Below are 16,745 nucleotides of genomic sequence, written 5' to 3' on the forward strand. Positions count from 1 at the left end.
GGCGGGCACCCGCCGCGATCGGTCACCCGACCGCGGCGGTCCGCCCGAAGACCGCTCCGGTGTACGTCGACAGGACGCCCTTGCCGCAGCGTGAGCCGAGGAGGCTCAGCCTTTGACCGCCCCGGCGGTGAGGCCGGAGACGATGTAGCGCTGGAGCAGTTGGAACACCAGCACCGTCGGGATGGCGGTGAGCAGGGTGCCCGCCGCGAACATCCCGAAGTTGTTGTTGCGCTCGCCCGCCACCAGGCCGAACATGCCGACCGCGAGGGTCTTCGACTCGGTGTTGGTGAGGAACACGTTGGCGATCATGAACTCGTTGATCGTGCCGATGAACGACAGCAGCGCGGTCACCGCCAGGATCGGCGCCACGAGGGGCAGCATGATCCGGAAGAAGACCTGGGCGTGCGTGGCGCCGTCCATGGTCGCCGACTCGTCCAGCTCGCGCGGCAGGGTGTCGAAGAAGCCCTTCATGAGCCAGGTGTTCACGCCCAGCGCGCCACCCATGTAGAGCAGGAACAGGCCCCACGGGGTGTTGAAGCCGAGCACCGGCCACAGGTCGGTGACCGTTGTGAAGATCAGGAAGATCGCCACGATGGCCAGGAACTGCGGGAACATCTGGATCAGCAGCAGCGTGAGCAGGCCGATCCGGCGACCGGCGAACCGCATCCGGGAGAACGCGTACGCCGCCAGCGCGGACAGGAAGATCGACACGAAGCTGGCCGTGCCGGCGATCAGCAGCGAGTTGAGGAACCAGTGCCCGAACGCGGTCTTGTCGAACAGGTTGGCGAAGTTCTCGAAGGACGCGCCGGTCGGCAGCAGCTCGGTCGAGGAGAGCGTGCCGAGCGGGTTGAGCGCCGCCGAGAGCACGAACAGGATCGGGAAGAGGCTGAACACCACCGCCAGCACCCCGACGAGGTGCCGCCAGCCCACCTGGGCGAACCAGCGGTTCCTGGCCCTCCCCGTCGCGTTCCGGTTGGCGACCGGTGCGTCCGCGTAGGTCGTCACGAGTACACCTCCTCCTGCTTGCGGGTACGCCGGAAGCTGATCGCCGACACCGTCGCCACGATCGCGAAGATGAAGATCGAGACCGCGGCGGCCATGCCGAACTCCGCGCCCTGGGCGCCGAAGGCCAGCCGGTAGGTGTAGGTGATGAGCAGGTCGGTGGCGCCGTTCGTCGGGTTGTCCGGCGCGAACGGTCCACCCTCGGTGGTCAGCCAGATCGCGTTGATGTTGTTGAAGTTGTACGCGAACGACGCGATGAGCAGCGGCGACAGCGCGACAAGCAGCAGCGGCAGGGTGACCGCCCGGAAGGACTGCCACGGGCTGGCGCCGTCGACCGAGGTGGCCTCGGTCAGCTCGCGCGGGATCGCCTGGAGCGCGCCGGTGGCCACCAGGAACATGTACGGGTAGCCCAGCCAGAGCTGCACCAGCAGCACCGCGGCACGGGCCGACCAGCTCTGGCCGAACCAGTCGACGTCCAGCCCGAACAGGTTGTTGACCAGGCCGAAGTCGGTGTTGAACATGTCCCGCCAGACCAGCAGCATGGCGAACGACGGCATGGCGTACGGCAGGATGAGCAGCACCCGGTAGAGGTTGGTCCCGCGCATCCGGGGCGAGTGCAGGGCGAGCGCGATGGCCATGCCGAGCAGGAAGGTCAGCCCGGTCGAGCCGATCGCGAAGGCGAAGTTCCACACCAGCGTGCCGAAGAACGGCCCGGAGATGTTCGGGTCGGTGAGCACCCGGCTGAAGTTCTTCAGCCCGACGTTCACCTTCCAGCCCTGGGTGAGCCGCTCGCCGTCGGCGGCCACGAAGGCGCCGGTCGCCGCGTCGGCGGTCCAGGTCTTGCCGGTCTCGCTGTCCTTGACGCAGTCGCAGCCCGCGTCGTACGCCCGGACGGCCTTGCCCTCGTAGGCGCGGGTGAGGCCGTTGGACCGGATGGCGCCGCCGGAGGTCGGCACCACCAGGTCGGTGATCTCCTTGCTCCGGCCGCTGGCCTGGCCGATGTTCAGGATGGTGTAGCCGTCCGCGGCGGTGATCTTGCCGGTGAGGCTGCTTGCCTCCACCTGGCCGGCGTCGAGCTTGCGCAGCCCGCCCGCGTCGCCCGCGAAGACGTCCTTGGTCTTCGGGTCGCTGAGCAGGAAGACCAGCGCGCCGGTGGCTGGGTCGCCCTTGGTGGCGATGGAGAGGGCGTACTCGGTGGAGCCGGGGACCTGCTTCACCGAGGAGGTCTGGATGGCGACGATCGCGTCGTCCTTGCTGCCGCGGTGGCCGTCGCCGAAGTTCGTGAACGCGGTGCTCGCCGTGTAGAGCACCGGGAAGACCTGGAAGGCGATGAGGAAGATCGTGCCGGGGACCAGGTACTTGGCCGGGATGTGCCGGCGGCCGAGGTAGAGGTAGAACAGGCCCGCGGTGGTGGCGGCGAGGATCGCCAGCCCGACCCAGTGTTCGGCCTCGATGAGCGGGAACGCCGCCCAGATCGCGATCCCGGCCACGAGGCCGAGCAGGACCACCTTGACGACGAGGCCGGTCGCGGTGATCGGCGCGTGGTTCCGCGCGGTACGGGACGTGCGCGGGAGCCCGCGGCGAACGGGCTCCCGGCCCGGGGCCTGCTCAGCAGACCCCGGGCCGGACAGCGACGTGCTCATTACTTGATCTGACCCTGGATGGTCTTGCCGGCGGCGGTGATCGTCTTGGCCGGGTCGGCGCCGCCGATGATGGCGGCCTCCGCCTTGCCGAACGGGTCCCAGATCGCGGCCATGGCCGGGATCGCCGGGAGCACCTGGCCGTTCTTGCCGGCCTCCTGGAACTTGGCCAGGTCCGGGTCCTCACCCTTGACCTGGTCGAAGGCGGCGGTCAGCGCCGGCGGGCGCGGCTCGGCCTTGTACAGCGCGACGGCCAGCTCGGGCTTGGTCACGTAGTTGGTGACGAACTCCTGGGCCAGGGCCTTGTTCTTGCCCTTGGCGGCGACGTAGAACGCCTGGACGCCCACGAACGGCTGGGCCTCCTTGCCACCGGCGAAGCCGGGGACCGGGGAGATGTCGTACTTGATGTTGGCCTTCTTGGCGTCGGCGATGGCCCACGGGCCGGAGACCAGGAAGGCGCACTTCTTGCCGGTGAAGGTGGCGATGGAGTTCTCGCCGGTGATGGAGCGCTTCAGCGCGCCCTCGCCCTTCTCACCGAGCTTCGCGATCTTCTGGAAGGCCGCGATCGACTCCGGCTTGCCCACGCCCAGGTCCTTGGGGTCGTAGTCGCCGTTGGCCGCGGTGCCGAACAGGTAGCCGCCGCCCGAGGTGTACAGCGGGTAGACGTGGTACGCGTCGCCGTTCTGGCCGGACTGGAGGCAGAGGATCTCGCTGGCCTTCTTCTCGGCCTTGAGCTTCTTGCCGGTGGTGACCAGCTCCTCGATGGTCTTCGGCGCCTCGGGGGCCAGCTCGGTGTTGCGGATCAGCGCGACGTTCTCGGTGGCGTAGGGGACGCCGTAGAGCTGGCCGTTGAAGGTGACGGCCTTGACGGCGGTCTCGTTGAACGCACTCTTCTGCTCGGCGGCGAGCTGCACCGGGTCGATGGCGCCGTTCTGGACCAGGTTGCCGATCCAGTCGTGCGCGCCGACCACGACGTCCGGGCCGCTGCCCTGCTGCGAGGCGGTGACGAAGTTGGTCTGCAGGTCCTTGGAGACGGCCTGGACCTCGACGGTCACACCGTTCTCCTTGCCGAACTCCTCGGCGAACGGCTTCAGGGCGGCGGTCCGCTTGTCGTCGGCCCAGATGACCAGCTTGCCGCCGGTGGCCTTGGCGGACTCCTTCGCGGCCGGCTTGTCGCTGTCACTGCCGCCGCAGCCGGACGCGGCGAGCGCCAGGCCGAGGACAGCGACCACACCCGCGGTACGGATGCGCATCGGTACTCCTGTCGTCATGGCGGCCCGCCGGGGGAAGGGCGGCCCACCAGTGGAAACCTCGGAAATTTCTTGCTGACCGGCGCGGGGGTACTGCGCCGCTGCTCTCGCATGTTGCGGGGACGTTAGCAAGAGGTTGCAGAGAATGGAAGGGCTTGCAGGAGTGTACGCAAGAACTTGCCCGTGAGCTAAAGTGCCGCCATGCGCGCTCGACTGTCCGACATCGCCCAACAGGCCGAAGTCAGCGAGGCCACGGTGTCGCGGGTGCTCAACGACCGCCCCGGAGTGGCCCCGGAGACCCGGCAGGCCGTCCTCACCGCCCTCGACGTGCTCGGCTACGAGCGCCCCGCCCGGCTGCGCAAGCGCAGCGCCGGGCTGGTGGGCCTGGTCGTGCCCGAGCTGGACAACCCCATCTTCCCGGCCTTCGCCCAGGTCATCGAGTCGACGCTGGCGCAGAGCGGGTTCACCCCGGTGCTCTGCACGCAGACCCCCGGCGGCGTCACCGAGGACGAGTACGTCGAGATGCTGCTCGACCGGCAGGTCTCCGGGATCGTCTTCGTCTCCGGCCTGCACGCCGACACCGCCGCCAACCACGACCGCTACCGGGCGCTGATCGCCCGACCGCTGCCGATCGTCATGATCAACGGGTACGCGCCCGGCATCGCGGCCCCCTTCGTCTCCTGCGACGACGGCGAGGCCACCGAACTGGCCGTCGCGCACCTGGTCGCGCTCGGCCACCGGCGGATCGGCCTGATCACCGGCCCGGACCGGTTCGTGCCCGTGCAGCGCCGCGTGGCCGGCTTCCGCACCGCCATGAAGCGGCTGGTCGGCGCCACCGAGGCCGAGGTGGGCGAGCTGGCCGAGCTCTCCCTGTTCGGTGTGGAGGGCGGCGAGGCGGCCGCGGGCCGGCTCATCGAGCGCGGGGTGACCGGCCTGGTCTGCGGCTCCGACCTGATGGCCCTGGGCGCGATCCGGGCCGCCCGGCAGCGCGGGCTTGCCGTCCCCGGCGACATCTCGGTGGTCGGCTACGACGACTCCCCGCTGATGGCCTTCACCGACCCGCCCCTGACCACCATGCGCCAGCCGGTCACCGCCATGGCGGTGGCCGCCGTGCGGGCCCTGGTCGACGAGATCAACGGGCACGCCGCACCGAACTCCGAGTACGTGTTCCGCCCGGAGCTGGTGGTGCGCGGCTCGACGGCGGTGGCCCGCCCGGCCGAGGCGGGCGGCGGCCCGCAGCGGCAGCGCACCACCCCGCCCACCCTCGCCGTCCCGGCCTGAGCCGCAGCGGACCGCCCGACCCCGTCATTTCTTGCGCAAGGAATGCTTGACTCTTGCAGCGGTCGGGCGGCATTCTGCTCAGACACCCTGCGCCCACCACCACGCCCGCGCCGGGGCGTCACCGCCCCGCGCCAGAGAACGGGGATCTGAACCGATGACCTCCGCCCCCCACCCCACGCCGCTGACCGCCGACGACGACTGGTGGCGGTCCGCCGTCGTCTACCAGGTCTACGTCCGCAGCTTCGCGGACTCGAACTCCGACGGCGTCGGTGACCTGGAGGGCATTCGACAGCGCCTGCCGTACCTGCGCGACCTCGGGGTGGACGCGCTCTGGCTGACCCCGTTCTACACCTCGCCCCAGATCGACGCCGGCTACGACGTGGCCGACTACCGGGACGTGGACCCGCTCTTCGGCAGCCTCGGCGACTTCGACGCGATGATCACCGACGCGCACGCCCTGGGCCTGCGGATCATCGTGGACCTGGTGCCCAACCACACCTCCAGCGCGCACCCGTGGTTCACCGCGGCCCTCGCCGCCGGCCCCGGCTCCCCCGAGCGCGAGCGCTACCTCTTCGCCGAGGGCAAGGGCGAGCAGGGCGAGTTGCCGCCGAACGACTGGGAGAGCATCTTCGGCGGTCCCGCCTGGACCCGGGTGCCCGACGGCCAGTGGTACCTGCACCTGTTCGACCCGGCCCAGCCCGACCTGAACTGGCGGCACCCGGAGGTGCGCGCCGAGTTCGAGGACGTCCTGCGGTTCTGGCTCGACCGGGGCGTGGACGGCTTCCGGATCGACGTGGCACACGGAATGATCAAGGCCGAGGGGCTGCCGGACGTCGGCTTCAACTCGATGACCACCGGCCAGCGCCAGTCCGAGCTGCTGGGCAAGGGCCGGCTGCCCTACTTCGACCAGGACGAGGTGCACGACATCTACCGCGCCTGGCGGCCGATCCTGGACAGCTACCCCGGCGGCCGGATGGCCGTGGCCGAGGCGTGGGCCGAGACCCCGCAGCGGCTGGCCCGCTACATCGGCCCGGACGAGCTGCACCAGGCGTTCAGCTTCGACTTCCTCGACGCCACGTGGTCGGCCGACTCGTTCCGCAAGGTGATCGACACGGCGCTCGCCGAGTCGACGATCGTGGGCGCGCCGACCACCTGGGTGCTCTCCAACCACGACCGGCAGCGGCACGTCACCCGGTACGGCGACGGCGAGGTCGGCCTGCGCCGCGCCCGGGCCGCCACCCTGCTGATGCTCTCCCTGCCCGGCTGCGCGTACGTCTACCAGGGCGAGGAGCTGGGCCTGCCCGAGGTGCTGGACCTCCCCGACGAGCTGCGCCAGGACCCGGCGTTCCTGCGCACCGGGGAGAGCCGGGACGGCTGCCGGGTGCCGATCCCGTGGAGCGGCGAGCTGGCCCCGTACGGCTTCGGCCCGGAGGGCAGCGAGCTGAGCTGGCTGCCGGCCCCGGCGACCTGGCGTGCCCTCTCGGTGGCCGCCCAGGCCGGGGTGCCCGGCTCGACGCTGGAGCTCTACCGGGCCGCGCTGCGGATCCGGCGCGAGCACCCGGCGCTGGCCGGCACCGACGGGATCACCTGGCTGGAGACCGAGCCCGGGGTGCTGGCGTTCCGCCGCACCGCCGGCGGCGCGGAGCTGACCTGCGTGGTCAACATCAGCGGCGCGGAGGTGACCGTCGCCGGCCACGGCCGGCCGGTCGTCGCCAGCGCGGACCTCACCGAGCGGGGCGACGGGCACGTCCTGCCGGTGGACGCGGCTGCGTGGTTCGAACGGCGCTGAGCCGGGTAACCCGCCATTGACCTGGTCGTCCGTTGTGCCCCGCGCCGACGGGCGGCTGGGCTACCGACCCCTTGTGGTGGGGGGTGAGGTGGCGCCGGCCCCTCGGGGACTCGTTCCCGAGGGGCCGGTGTCCATCTGGGACGCCGGGGTACCACGTGGTGATGACCGCACACGTGGCGCAGTACACCCTCGACGTCGGCGACCTCGACCGGATGGCCGACTTCTGGTCGGCCGCCCTCGGCTACACCGTCGGCCGGGGCGACGACGGCAGCGCGAAGCTCTACCCGCCACCCGGCCGGCCCGGCCCCACCGTCTGGTTGCAGGGCAGCGGGACGCCGAAGAACGGCAAGAACCGGCTCCACCTGGACCTGGTGGCGGACGGGGACCCGGCGGCGGAGGTCGACCGGCTGGTCGGGCTCGGCGCCCGGCACGCCGACGTCGGGCAGACCGGCGGCGAGGGCTTCGTGGTGCTGGCCGACCCGGAGGACAACGAGTTCTGTGTGCTCGATGGGCCGCCGAGCTGAGCCTCAGTCCCCCTTGGTGGTGAGCAGCGCGGCGATCCGGGCGAGCCCGGCCCGCACCTCGTCCCGGCTGGGCGGGGTCACCGGCTCCGGCTCCGGCTGCCGCTCGGCGGCCAGTTCCAGCTCCTCGTCGATGACGTCCTCGAAGTCGCCGTAGAGGTCGGCCTCGTCGACCCGGGCCGCCTCGTCCTCGGCGGCGATCTGCGCGGCGGCGATCTCGCCGCGGATCTCCTCGGGGGTCAGCGCCGGCAGCAGCGGCTCCACCACCGCCATGAGCTGCTCCTCGGCCACCACCGCCTCGGCCAGGGCGAGCGCGTGCGGCCGCTCGTACGGGCCGCACACCACCGGCTCCCACTCGTCGTCGTCGCCGAGCGGGCCGAAGGTGATGATCCACGGCAGGCCCAGCATCGGCGAGTCGTCCGGCAGGTCCAGTGTCACGAGTGCGCCCACCGGCCCATCATGGTCGGTGGCGACGCGGACGTGCGCCTCATTCACGCCAACTCCCCCCTCTCCGGCGGCCGCTCTCACCCGCGCGTACCGGCGTCCAGAGCCGCACGGACCAGGGCGACCGCACGCTCCGGCGGGACGCCCAGGCGCAGCGCCTCGGCCGCGTACGCCACGGCGGCCCGGTGCAGGCGGTCGGCGGCGTCGTCGCGCCCCGGCGCCACCACGGTGCCGTGCCGGCCGCGGGTCTCCACCAGCCCGGCGGACTCCAGCTCCCGGTACGCCCGGGCCACGGTGTTCACGGCCAGGCCCAGGTCGGCGGCGAGCTGCCGGACGGCGGGCAGCCGGGTGCCGACCGCCAGCCGACCGTCCCCGATCATGCCGGCGAGCTGCCCGCGCACCTGCTCGTACGGGGGCACCGCCGAGTCCTCGTCGATGCGGACGCGGGTGCTCATCCCGCTCCTCCCGGCGTGCCCGGGTCGGTCTCCTCGTCGACCTCCACGTCCACCTCCCGCGCGGCGCCGCCCTCGGCCAGGTCCACCACCCGACCGTAGCGGCTGGTGGCGGCCAGCGCGGCGCCGAAGAGCACCATCTGGTTGAGCAGGTAGAGGTAGAGCAGCAGCCCCACAGCGGTGGCCACCACGGTGTACGCCGGGTTCCGCTCGGTGCGCACCACGTAGTAGCGCCCGACCGTGTTGAGCAGCGTGATGCCCACGGCGACCGCCAGCACGGCGGGGCGCAGCCGGCGCCGGCTCATCCGCAGCCGGGGCACCGCCACCAGCAGCGCGGTGGCCAGCACCGCGTTGACCAGCACGCTGAGCACCGCGCTGACCGTGGTCAGCCCGACCGACCCGGTGCTGCGCAGCAGGAAGCGCAGCAGCGACTCCAGGGCGTCGACGGCGGCCACCGAGACACCCAGCAGCACGAAGACCGCGACCAGCACCCCCAGGTCGACCAGGCGGCGGACCACCAGGTTGCCGGGCTGCTGGTTGAACCCGTACATGAGCCGCTGCGAGGAGCGGATGGCCTCGACCCAGCCGATCCCGGTGAAGACCAGGATGACGAGGCCGACCACGCCGACGGTGTTGCTGCTCTCGGCGATCTGCTGGGGGTCGAGGAACGGCAGGTTCCCCTCCAGGAAATCGGCCGCCGCCCGGCTGACCTCGCGGTTGTCCTGGAGGATCGTGCCGAAGATCCAGTACCCGACCAGGGCCAGCGCGAACACGGCGAAGAAGCCGTAGTAGGCGATCGCCGCGGCCAGCCGGCCGGCGAGCAGGTCGGCGTAGAGCGTCCCGGCCCGCCACACGTGGTCGAAGACCGCCGACCGGTCGCGGGCCGCGTCGATGCGGCGCCCCAGCGCGGCCTCGATCCGGCCGATGACGTTCACCCCGCCATCCTCGCCGAATCCCGGACCCGGTGGAGGCAGGCCGGCCGGCCGCGCGCTCAGCTCAGCCGCCGAGGCGGAAGTCGCGGCGGGGCTGCCACCGGGTGGCCCCGCTGTGCGAGAAGAGGGTGAACGCCTCCACCTCGAAGAGCGCGGAGAAGTCGGCCAGGTCCTCGTACGCCTTGTCGAGCACCTCGGGCGGCACGTCCTGGGCCACCGTGACGTGCGGGTGGTACGGGAAGCGCGCCTCGCGGTGCAGCTCGGGGGCCGCGTTGATGGCGGCGGCGAGCAGTTCGCACTCGCTGATCCCGGCGGCCACCGCCACGAAGACCACCTGGGTGACCGGCCGGAACGTGCCGGTGCCCCGCAGGTGCAGGGTGAACGGCAGGTGCGTGGCCGCCACCCGGGCCAGGTGCTCCTCGACGGCGGGCAGCGCGCGCACCGGGATCTCGGTGGGCCCGAGAAGAGTGACGTGCGCCGGGACGGCCTGCGGGTCGCCGGCCTCGACCCGCCGGCGGGTGAGCATCCCGCCCCACGGCTCGGGGATGTCGACCGCGATCCCGATCTGGATGGTGTCGCCGGCGTCCGGCGAACCGTCCCTGCCCTCCACGCTGCGCGCCACCCCTCCGGCCACCGACCGCTTCACCCGTTCCCGCCCTGCCCGGGACCGCTACTCGAACCGGACCGGCGGGAAGAAGCCGATCCGCTCGTACGCGGTGCGCAGCGTCGCGGCGGCCACGGCGCGGGCCTTCTCCGCGCCCTGCGCGAGCAGCTTGTCGAGCTGGGCCGGGTCGTCCAGGTAGGCGCGGGTGCGCTCCTGGATCGGGGTGACGAACTCCCGGACCACCTCGGCGAGATCCTTCTTCAGGTCGCCGTAGCCCTTGCCGTCGTAGGCTGCCACGAGGTCGTCGATGCTGCGACCGGAGAGCGCCGAGTAGATGGTGAGCAGGTTGGAGATGCCGGGCTTGCCCTCGGCGTCGAAGACGATCTCGCGGCCGGTGTCGGTGACCGCCGAGCGGATCTTCTTGGCGGAGCGGGCCGGCTCCTCCAGCAGGTCGATGATGCCGGCCGGCGAGGAGGACGACTTCGACATCTTGGCCGTCGGGTCCTGCAGGTCGGTGATCTTCGCGGTGTCCTTGACGATGTGCGGGGCGGGCACCGTGAAGGTCGGGCCGAACAGCGAGTTGAACCGCTGGGCCAGGTCGCGGGAGAGCTCCAGGTGCTGCCGCTGGTCCTCGCCGACCGGCACCGCGTGGGCCTGGTAGAGCAGGATGTCGGCGGCCTGGAGGATCGGGTAGGTGAACAGGCCGACGCTGGCCCGCTCGCTGCCCTGCTTCTGCGACTTGTCCTTGAACTGGGTCATCCGGCTCGCCTCGCCGAAGCCGGTGATGCAGCCGAGCACCCAGGCCAGCTGCGGGTGCTCGGGCACCTGCGACTGGACGAAGAGGGTGCTGCGCTCCGGGTCCAGGCCGACGGCGAAGAGCTGCGCGGCGGCGATCCGGCTGCGCTGCTTGAGCACCTTCGGGTCGTGCCCGGCCGTGATCGCGTGCAGGTCCACCACGCAGTAGAACGCGTCGTGGCTCTCCTGGAGAGCCACCCAGTGCCGTACCGCGCCCAGGTAGTTGCCGAGGTGGAACGAGTCGGCCGTCGGCTGGATGCCGGAGAAGACACGCGGGCGGGCGGGTACGTCGGACATGACGGCAATTCTGTCAGCAAGCCCCGGCGTCCGTCATGACGGGCCGCCCGGTCGGGTGGGCACGGGCGGGAGCGGGGCGGTGACCTCGCGCCGCGGTTCGGGCAGGCGCGCCGTGGAGACCGCGAGGCGGGACACCCGCCGCCCGTCGAGCGCCACCACCCGCAGCAGCCAGCCGCCGGGCGGGTCGTCCGGATCGGGCCCTCCGGCCTCGTCCCCGTCGACGGCCACCGGCACCTCGTCGCCGGCCACCGGCAGCCGGCCGAGGGCGGCCATCACGAAGCCGCCGACCGTCTCGTACGGCCCGGCGGGCAGCGGCACCCCGGTCCGCTCGGCGAAGTCGGCCAGGTTGAGCCGGCCGTCGACCACGGCGGGCAGGCCGGCGTGGGCCGGGTCGGGCGGGGCGTCGTGCTCGTCGTGGATCTCCCCGACCAGCTCCTCCACCAGGTCCTCGCAGGTGACGATGCCGGCGGTGCCGCCGTACTCGTCGACCACCACGGCCAGGTGGTGGCCCTCCCGCCGCATCTCGGTGAGCGCGGCCAGCACCCGCTTGCTGCCGGGGAGGCGCTTCACCTCGCGGGCCAGGTCGCCGACCGTGGCGCGCGGGTCCCGATCCGGGCGCAGCAGCACGTCCCGCAGGTGGACGAGGCCGACCACGTCGTCGTGGGTGCCGTCGACCACCGGGTAGCGGGTGTGCGGCTCGGCCCGGACCAGCCGCTCGGCCTCGGCGACGGTGAGCCCGGCGGCGAGGAAGACCACCTCGGTGCGCGGCACCATGACCTCCCGGATCAGCCGGGCGCCGGCCACCAGCACCTCGTCGATGATCCGCCGCTCGTCCGGGTCGAGCACCGTGTTGGCCGCGACCAGGTCACGCAGCTCGGCCTCGCTGATCCGCTCCCGGCCGGCGGTCGGGCTCGCGCCGAGCAGGTCGGTGACCAGGCGGGTGGCGCCGTCGGCGGCCCGCACCACGAGGCGGGCGACGGTGCGGGCCACGGGTCCCGGGTCGCGTCTGGGCCGCCCCGACGAACGCCGCCGGGGCCCGGGACCACCTCCCTCCCGCATGAGAAGGATGGTAGACAGCAGGCGCCGCGCGCTCCGGGCAATGTTCGGATCTGTTCAATCATGAAGGATTGTGATGGAATGGTGGACGGCCTCACTCGCAGCCGCGGTACAGCCCGCGGCCGTAGGGTGATCACGGACGGCCGCCGCGCCACGCGGCCAGGCAGAGGAGGACCGACGTGAAACTGCTCGTCACCGGCGGCGCCGGTTACATCGGCAGCGTGGTGACCCGGATGCTGCTGGACCACGGTCACGAGGTGACCGTGCTGGACGACCTGCGCACCGGCCACCGGGCGGCGCTCGCCCCCGAGGCGACCCACGTCGACCTGCCGATCCACGAGGCCGCCCGGGTGCTCACCCCCGACGCCGGCTTCGACGGCGTGCTGCACTTCGCCGCCCTGATCGCCGCCGGCGAGTCGATGGTGAAGCCGGAGCTCTACTGGCAGACCAACACCGTCGGCTCGCTCGCCCTCATCGACGCGGTCCGCGCCGCCCGGGTGCCCCGGCTGGTCTTCTCCTCCACCGCCGCCGTCTACGGCAACCCCACCGAGCTGCCCATCCCGGAGACCGCCGTCAAGGCCCCCACCAACACCTACGGGGCCACCAAACTGGCCGTCGACATGGCGCTCACCTCCGAGGCGATCGCGCACGACCTGGCCGCCGTCTCGCTGCGCTACTTCAACGTGGCCGGGGCGTACCGGCACGACGGGCGGGTCATCGGCGAACGGCACGACCCCGAGACCCACCTCATCCCGCTCGCCCTCGAGGTGGCCGCCGGCCGGCGCGACAAGCTGCAACTCTTCGGCGACGACTACCCGACCGTCGACGGCACCTGCGTCCGCGACTACATCCACGTCGAGGACCTGGCCCGCGCGCACCTGCTGGCCCTCGACGCCGCCACGGCGGGCCGGCACCGCATCTACAACCTGGGCAACGGCAACGGCTTCACCAACCGGCAGGTGATCGAGGTGGTCCGGGAGGTCACCGGGCACCCGGTGCCCGTCGAGGTGGCGCCGCGCCGCGAGGGCGACCCGGCCGAGCTGGTCGCCTCCTCGGCGCTGGCCCGCGCCGAGCTGGGCTGGGTGCCGGAGAAGGCCACCCTCCAGGACATGGTCGGCGACGCCTGGGAGTTCTACCGCACGCACATCCTGGAGCAGCGGTGAGCGGTGACGTCGCGGCCCGCGCCACCGCCGGCTTCCGGCAGCGGTACGGCGGGGAGCCCGCGGGCCGCTGGGCGGCTCCCGGCCGGGTCAACCTCATCGGCGAGCACACCGACTACAACGACGGCTTCGTGCTGCCCTTCGCGCTGCCGCTGCGTACCGTCGTCGCCGCGGCGGTCGCCGACGACGGGCGCTGGAGCGTCTGGTCGGAGCTGGACGACGAGCCGGTGGAGTTCGGGCCGGCCGAGGCCGACGAGCCCGGCCGGGTCGACGGCTGGGCCGCCTACGTGGCCGGGGTGGTCTGGGCGCTGCGCGCCGCCGGCCACACCGTCCCCGGCGCCCGGCTGGCCATCGCCTCCGACGTGCCGGTCGGCTCCGGGCTCTCCTCGTCGGCGGCCATCGAGGCCGCGGTGCTCGCCGCGCTTGTCGAGCTGGGCGGCCTGGACCTGCCCGCCGAGCGCCGGCCCCGGCTCGCCCAGCGGGCCGAGAACGACTACGTGGGCGCGCCCACCGGGATCATGGACCAGTCCGCGGTGATCCGCGGCCGGTCCGGGCACGCCCTCTTCCTGGACTGCCGCACCGAGGAGGTCGAGCAGATCCCGTTCGACCTGGGGGCCGCCGGGCTGGCCGTGCTCGTGATCGACAGCCGCGCCCCGCACCGGCACGCCGACGGCGAGTACGCGGCCCGCCGCAAGTCCTGCGAGCGGGCCGCCGAGGCGCTCGGGGTGGCCGCGCTGCGCGACGTCGCCACCGGCGACCTGGACGCCGCGCTGGCCCGACTGGACGACGACGAGACCCGCCGCCGGGTCCGGCACGTGGTCACCGAGGACCAGCGGGTGCTCGACACCGTCGAGCTGCTGCGGGCCGGCCGGATCCGCGACATCGGCCCGCTGCTGACCGCCTCCCACGCCTCCATGCGGGACGACTTCGAGATCACCGTGCCGGAGATCGACACCGCGGTCGAGGCGGCGCTGGCCGCCGGGGCGTACGGGGCGCGGATGACCGGCGGCGGCTTCGGCGGCTGCGTCCTCGCCCTGGTCGACGCGGACGCCGCCGACACCGTGGCCGCCGCCGTCACTGCCGCGTACGCCGACCGTGGCTTCGCCGCGCCCGGCACGCTCACCGTCCTCCCGGCGGGCGGCGCGAGCCGCCTGGACTGATCTACCGCTCGAGCGAAAGGGGGTGGCCGTCCCGCACGGGACGGCCACCCCTCTTTCACGCCTTGCCGAAGCGGTCAGCCGGCCTCGACGATCATGCCGGCGCCGACGGTGCGGTTGGTGGTCTCGTCGATGATGACGAAACCGCCGGTGGTGCGGTTGCGGCGGTACTCGTCGGCCAGCAGCGGGACCGTGGTGCGCAGCCGCACCCGGCCGATCTCGTTGAGCTTCAGCTCGCCGGCCGTCTCGTCGCGGTGCAGCGAGTTGATGTCCAGCCGGTAGTGCAGCCCGCGCACGATCGCCCGGGCGGACCGGGTGGTGTGCTTGATGGCGTACTTCCCGCCGACCTGCAGCGGGCGGGTCTCGTCCATCCAGCAGATCATCGCCTCGATGTCCTGCGCGACGGTCGGGGCGTTGTTCGGCCGGCAGATCATGTCGCCGCGCGAGATGTCGATCTCGTCGGCCAGCCGGACGGTCACCGACATCGGCGGGAACGCCTCGTCCACCGGGCCGTCGGCGGTCTCCACGGCGGCGATCCGGCTGGTGAAGCCCGAGGGCAGCACCATCACCTCGTCGCCGGCCTTGAGCACGCCCGAGGCCACCTGGCCCGCGTAGCCGCGGTAGTCGGTGACGGTGGTGGACTGCGGCCGGATCACGTACTGCACCGGGAAGCGGACATCGACCAGGTTGCGGTCCGAGGCGATGTGCACCCGCTCCAGGTGGTGCAGCAGCGACGGGCCCTCGTACCAGGGCATGTTCTCCGAGCGGGTGACGATGTTGTCGCCCTGGAGCGCGGAGATCGGCACCACGGTCAGGTCCGGCACGTCGAGCTTCGCGGCGAACGCGGTGAACTCGTCGGCGATCTGCTCGAACACCTCCTGCGACCAGTCGACCAGGTCCATCTTGTTCACGCAGAGGACCAGGTGCGGCACCCGCAGCAGCGAGCAGAGGAACGCGTGCCGGCGGGACTGCTCCACCAGGCCCTTGCGCGCGTCCACGAGGATCAGCGCCAGGTCAGCCGTGGAGGCGCCGGTGACCATGTTCCGGGTGTACTGGATGTGCCCCGGGGTGTCGGCGATGATGAACTTCCGCCGCGGCGTGGCGAAGTAGCGGTACGCCACGTCGATGGTGATGCCCTGCTCCCGCTCGGCGCGCAGGCCGTCGGTGAGCAGCGCCAGGTTGGTGTACTCGTCGCCCCGGGCCGCGCTGACCGCCTCGACGGCGGCGAGCTGGTCGGTGAAGAGCGACTTCGTGTCGTAGAGCAGCCGGCCGATCAGTGTCGACTTGCCGTCGTCGACGCTCCCGGCGGTCGCGAACCGCAGCAGGTCCATCGGCCGGGCCGACGCGTCGGCCTCGGCCGGCGCAACAGTCTCGACGCTCATCAGAAGTAGCCCTCCCGCTTGCGGTCCTCCATGGCGGCCTCGCTGACCCGGTCGTCGCCGCGGGTCGCGCCGCGCTCGGTGATCCGCGTGGCGGCCACCTCCTCGATGACCTTCTCCACCGTGTCGGCGTCCGAGCGGACCGCCGCGGTGCAGGAGGCGTCACCCACGGTCCGGTACCGGACCTGGGCCTTGAACGGCTGCTCACCGGCGCGGCCCCGGAAGAACTCGTTGACCGCGTAGAGCATGCCGTCGCGCTCGATCACCTCGCGCTCGTGCGCGAAGTAGATCGACGGCAGCGGGATCCGCTCCCGGGCGATGTAGTGCCAGACGTCCAGCTCGGTCCAGTTGGAGAGCGGGAACACCCGGATCGACTCGCCCGGGTGGTGCCGGCCGTTGTAGAGCGCCCACAGCTCGGGGCGCTGGTTCTTCGGGTCCCACTGGCCGAACTCGTCGCGGAAGCTGAACACCCGCTCCTTGGCCCGGGCCTTCTCCTCGTCCCGGCGGGCGCCACCGAACAGCGCGTCGAAGCGGTGCTTCTCCACCGCGTCGAGCAGCACCGGCGTCTGGATCCGGTTGCGCATGCCGTCGGCCGACTCGCGCACCAGCCCCTTGGCCAGGGCCTCCGGCACGCTGGCCACGATGAGCTGGAGACCCAGCTCCGCGACGCGCTGGTCCCGGTATTCGAGAACCTCGGGGAAGTTGTGCCCGGTGTCGACGTGCATCACCGGGAAGGGAATGTTGGCCGGGGCGAACGCCTTCTGGGCCAACCGGAGCATCACGATCGAGTCCTTGCCGCCCGAGAAGAGCAGCACGGGCCGCTCCATCTCGGCGACGACCTCGCGCATCACGAAGATGCTCTCCGCCTCGAGGGCGTCCAGGTGGGACACCTGGTACGCGGCGGGGGCCGTCATGACACGAACTCGATTCGCTCGGATCCGCACATCGGAATTCCAGACCTTTCCGGTCGGACTCGTGAAGAAGAA

Annotated in this window: 16 protein-coding genes; 5 read left to right on the plus strand and 11 right to left on the minus strand. The window is 72.1% G+C overall.

Annotated elements, in window-relative coordinates:
* Positions 1 to 105: 105 nt before the first annotated feature.
* Genes GA0070603_RS16180 through GA0070603_RS16190 form a run of 3 tightly spaced genes read right to left on the minus strand, consistent with a single transcriptional unit; the run spans position 106 to position 3,895 of the window.
* Positions 106 to 1,005: a sugar ABC transporter permease gene (locus tag GA0070603_RS16180; RefSeq protein ID WP_091314263.1), complete on the minus strand. Its 900-nt coding sequence runs from the start codon at positions 1,003 to 1,005 to the stop codon at positions 106 to 108.
* Entirely contained in the window at positions 1,002 to 2,645 is a 1,644-nt protein-coding gene (locus GA0070603_RS16185) for an ABC transporter permease subunit (protein ID WP_091314266.1), read from the minus strand. Before GA0070603_RS16185 ends, GA0070603_RS16180 begins: the two co-directional genes overlap by 4 nt.
* A complete protein-coding gene (locus GA0070603_RS16190) occupies positions 2,645 to 3,895 on the minus strand; it encodes a sugar ABC transporter substrate-binding protein (protein ID WP_091314270.1) in 1,251 nt (416 codons plus the stop codon). The genes GA0070603_RS16185 and GA0070603_RS16190 overlap by 1 nt, the downstream gene beginning before the upstream one ends.
* A 198-nt stretch (positions 3,896 to 4,093) precedes the next feature.
* Here GA0070603_RS16190 and GA0070603_RS16195 point away from each other — a divergent pair, with 198 nt between their 5' ends.
* From GA0070603_RS16195 to GA0070603_RS16205, 3 genes are all read left to right on the plus strand, one after another.
* Positions 4,094 to 5,173, plus strand: coding sequence for a LacI family DNA-binding transcriptional regulator (locus GA0070603_RS16195; RefSeq protein WP_091314273.1), 1,080 nt, complete (start codon positions 4,094 to 4,096; stop codon positions 5,171 to 5,173).
* Between the two features lie 154 nt (positions 5,174 to 5,327).
* Positions 5,328 to 6,962 carry a glycoside hydrolase family 13 protein gene (locus GA0070603_RS16200; RefSeq protein WP_091314277.1) on the plus strand — a complete coding sequence of 545 codons (1,635 nt, stop codon included), beginning with the start codon at positions 5,328 to 5,330 and terminating at the stop codon, positions 6,960 to 6,962.
* Positions 6,963 to 7,123: 161 nt separating this feature from the next.
* Positions 7,124 to 7,486 (plus strand): VOC family protein, encoded by a 363-nt coding sequence (locus tag GA0070603_RS16205; protein WP_091322007.1) that lies wholly within the window; start codon positions 7,124 to 7,126, stop codon positions 7,484 to 7,486.
* Positions 7,487 to 7,489: 3 nt separating this feature from the next.
* Here the strand turns inward: GA0070603_RS16205 and GA0070603_RS16210 are convergent, their stop codons facing one another.
* The 6 genes from GA0070603_RS16210 to GA0070603_RS16235 all read right to left on the minus strand — a co-directional run bounded on the left by GA0070603_RS16210 (position 7,490) and on the right by GA0070603_RS16235 (position 12,066).
* Positions 7,490 to 7,933: a hypothetical protein gene (locus GA0070603_RS16210; protein ID WP_091314280.1), complete on the minus strand. Its 444-nt coding sequence runs from the start codon at positions 7,931 to 7,933 to the stop codon at positions 7,490 to 7,492.
* Between the two features lie 74 nt (positions 7,934 to 8,007).
* Positions 8,008 to 8,382, minus strand: coding sequence for a GntR family transcriptional regulator (locus tag GA0070603_RS16215; RefSeq protein ID WP_091314284.1), 375 nt, complete (start codon positions 8,380 to 8,382; stop codon positions 8,008 to 8,010).
* Positions 8,379 to 9,314: a YihY/virulence factor BrkB family protein gene (locus tag GA0070603_RS16220; protein ID WP_091314286.1), complete on the minus strand. Its 936-nt coding sequence runs from the start codon at positions 9,312 to 9,314 to the stop codon at positions 8,379 to 8,381. The genes GA0070603_RS16215 and GA0070603_RS16220 overlap by 4 nt, the downstream gene beginning before the upstream one ends.
* A gap of 61 nt (positions 9,315 to 9,375) precedes the next feature.
* Positions 9,376 to 9,957, minus strand: a complete 582-nt coding sequence (locus tag GA0070603_RS16225; protein ID WP_091314290.1) for a 2'-5' RNA ligase family protein — start codon at positions 9,955 to 9,957, stop codon at positions 9,376 to 9,378.
* 24 nt (positions 9,958 to 9,981) lie between these two features.
* Positions 9,982 to 11,007, minus strand: a complete 1,026-nt coding sequence (trpS, locus tag GA0070603_RS16230) for a tryptophan--tRNA ligase (protein WP_091314292.1) — start codon at positions 11,005 to 11,007, stop codon at positions 9,982 to 9,984.
* Between the two features lie 33 nt (positions 11,008 to 11,040).
* Positions 11,041 to 12,066 carry a hemolysin family protein gene (locus GA0070603_RS16235; RefSeq protein ID WP_091314294.1) on the minus strand — a complete coding sequence of 342 codons (1,026 nt, stop codon included), beginning with the start codon at positions 12,064 to 12,066 and terminating at the stop codon, positions 11,041 to 11,043.
* A 230-nt stretch (positions 12,067 to 12,296) separates the two neighbouring features.
* Here GA0070603_RS16235 and galE point away from each other — a divergent pair, with 230 nt between their 5' ends.
* On the plus strand, positions 12,297 to 13,226 hold the full coding sequence (galE, locus tag GA0070603_RS16240; RefSeq protein WP_244282716.1) for a UDP-glucose 4-epimerase GalE: 930 nt from the start codon (positions 12,297 to 12,299) through the stop codon (positions 13,224 to 13,226).
* Positions 13,223 to 14,383, plus strand: a complete 1,161-nt coding sequence (gene galK, locus GA0070603_RS16245) for a galactokinase (protein ID WP_091314306.1) — start codon at positions 13,223 to 13,225, stop codon at positions 14,381 to 14,383. Before galE ends, galK begins: the two co-directional genes overlap by 4 nt.
* Positions 14,384 to 14,457: 74 nt before the next feature.
* Here the strand turns inward: galK and cysN are convergent, their stop codons facing one another.
* Both cysN and cysD read right to left on the minus strand, forming a co-directional pair.
* Complete coding sequence (gene cysN / locus GA0070603_RS16250; protein ID WP_091314310.1) at positions 14,458 to 15,762, minus strand: sulfate adenylyltransferase subunit CysN; 1,305 nt, start codon at positions 15,760 to 15,762, stop codon at positions 14,458 to 14,460.
* Positions 15,762 to 16,673 (minus strand): sulfate adenylyltransferase subunit CysD, encoded by a 912-nt coding sequence (gene cysD / locus GA0070603_RS16255; protein ID WP_091314313.1) that lies wholly within the window; start codon positions 16,671 to 16,673, stop codon positions 15,762 to 15,764. Before cysD ends, cysN begins: the two co-directional genes overlap by 1 nt.
* Positions 16,674 to 16,745 lie beyond the last annotated feature (72 nt).

Origin of the sequence: Micromonospora chersina (assembly GCF_900091475.1) — a bacterium.
Lineage (GTDB): Bacteria > Actinomycetota > Actinomycetes > Mycobacteriales > Micromonosporaceae > Micromonospora > Micromonospora chersina.

Bases quoted from the DNA above. Each gene is read 5' to 3' on its own strand.
- GA0070603_RS16185 (WP_091314266.1), bottom strand. From the start codon at position 2,645: ATGAGCACGTCGCTGTCCGGCCCGGGGTCTGCTGAGCAGGCCCCGGGC.
- GA0070603_RS16190 (WP_091314270.1), bottom strand. From the start codon at position 3,895: ATGCGCATCCGTACCGCGGGTGTGGTCGCTGTCCTCGGCCTGGCGCTC.
- GA0070603_RS16195 (WP_091314273.1), top strand. From the start codon at position 4,094: ATGCGCGCTCGACTGTCCGACATCGCCCAACAGGCCGAAGTCAGCGAG.
- GA0070603_RS16200 (WP_091314277.1), top strand. From the start codon at position 5,328: ATGACCTCCGCCCCCCACCCCACGCCGCTGACCGCCGACGACGACTGG.
- GA0070603_RS16205 (WP_091322007.1), top strand. From the start codon at position 7,124: ATGACCGCACACGTGGCGCAGTACACCCTCGACGTCGGCGACCTCGAC.
- GA0070603_RS16215 (WP_091314284.1), bottom strand. From the start codon at position 8,382: ATGAGCACCCGCGTCCGCATCGACGAGGACTCGGCGGTGCCCCCGTAC.
- trpS (WP_091314292.1), bottom strand. From the start codon at position 11,007: ATGTCCGACGTACCCGCCCGCCCGCGTGTCTTCTCCGGCATCCAGCCG.
- GA0070603_RS16235 (WP_091314294.1), bottom strand. From the start codon at position 12,066: ATGCGGGAGGGAGGTGGTCCCGGGCCCCGGCGGCGTTCGTCGGGGCGG.
- galE (WP_244282716.1), top strand. From the start codon at position 12,297: ATGCTGCTGGACCACGGTCACGAGGTGACCGTGCTGGACGACCTGCGC.
- cysN (WP_091314310.1), bottom strand. From the start codon at position 15,762: ATGAGCGTCGAGACTGTTGCGCCGGCCGAGGCCGACGCGTCGGCCCGG.
- cysD (WP_091314313.1), bottom strand. From the start codon at position 16,673: ATGACGGCCCCCGCCGCGTACCAGGTGTCCCACCTGGACGCCCTCGAG.